This window comes from Trinickia camelliae, assembly GCF_053525655.1.
Map to the genome: position 1 here is coordinate 1 of NZ_JBCHAA010000053.1, position 614 is coordinate 614.

Annotated in this window: 1 protein-coding gene; it reads right to left on the reverse strand. The window is 59.1% G+C overall.

The annotated features are described in order from the left end of the window. Positions 1 to 558 (reverse strand): hypothetical protein (locus AAHK20_RS33475; RefSeq protein WP_449185800.1); only part of this gene is annotated, 558 nt, incomplete at its 3' end. Between the last annotated feature and the right edge of the window lie 56 nt (positions 559 to 614).

The following is a 614-nucleotide window of genomic DNA, read 5'->3' on the forward strand; positions in this document are numbered from 1 at the left end:
CCCATGCGCCGACACCTTCTTGCCTTCGAAGGTTTCCTGCACACCCTGCACGCAATTCGACATACAGTCATAGCCAGGCGCCGACTGGGCGAACGGGACGAACGCCCGATAGACCACCGACTCGACCTGCGTTCCGTCGTCGGTGATCACGATGTTAAGGTCGGTCTCGACGTTGGCCGGCACCGGTCCGCCGGCCGTATAGATCACCGACATGGTGCCGGTGCAATCGGCGTTCACCGTGTAGGTGCCGCCCTGAAAAGGATTGAAGGTGGTCTGGCCACCTTTCGGCACCCCATTGATACTGCCGAAGTCGGTGCGTGTGAACGTACCTTTGCCGTCGAATGTCACGAGGGCGACGTCGTCGAGAATCGACGCGCTGGCGAACGGATGCAGCATGTTACTCGAGTCCAGCAAGCCAAGAATTTCTCCGTGACCGAGAAATCCATATGCTCCTCTTAGTGTTGCGTTCGAGCACTGGCCGTCGGCCTGCGCGGCGCCACTCAGCGATAGTAGTGCAACGGCGGTTGCCGACAAAATGCTCATATGGCGGGTGTTCATCATCATCTCCTTGTTGGCGACTTAGACGTTTGACGTTGCGACGCGCAGGGCCCAAC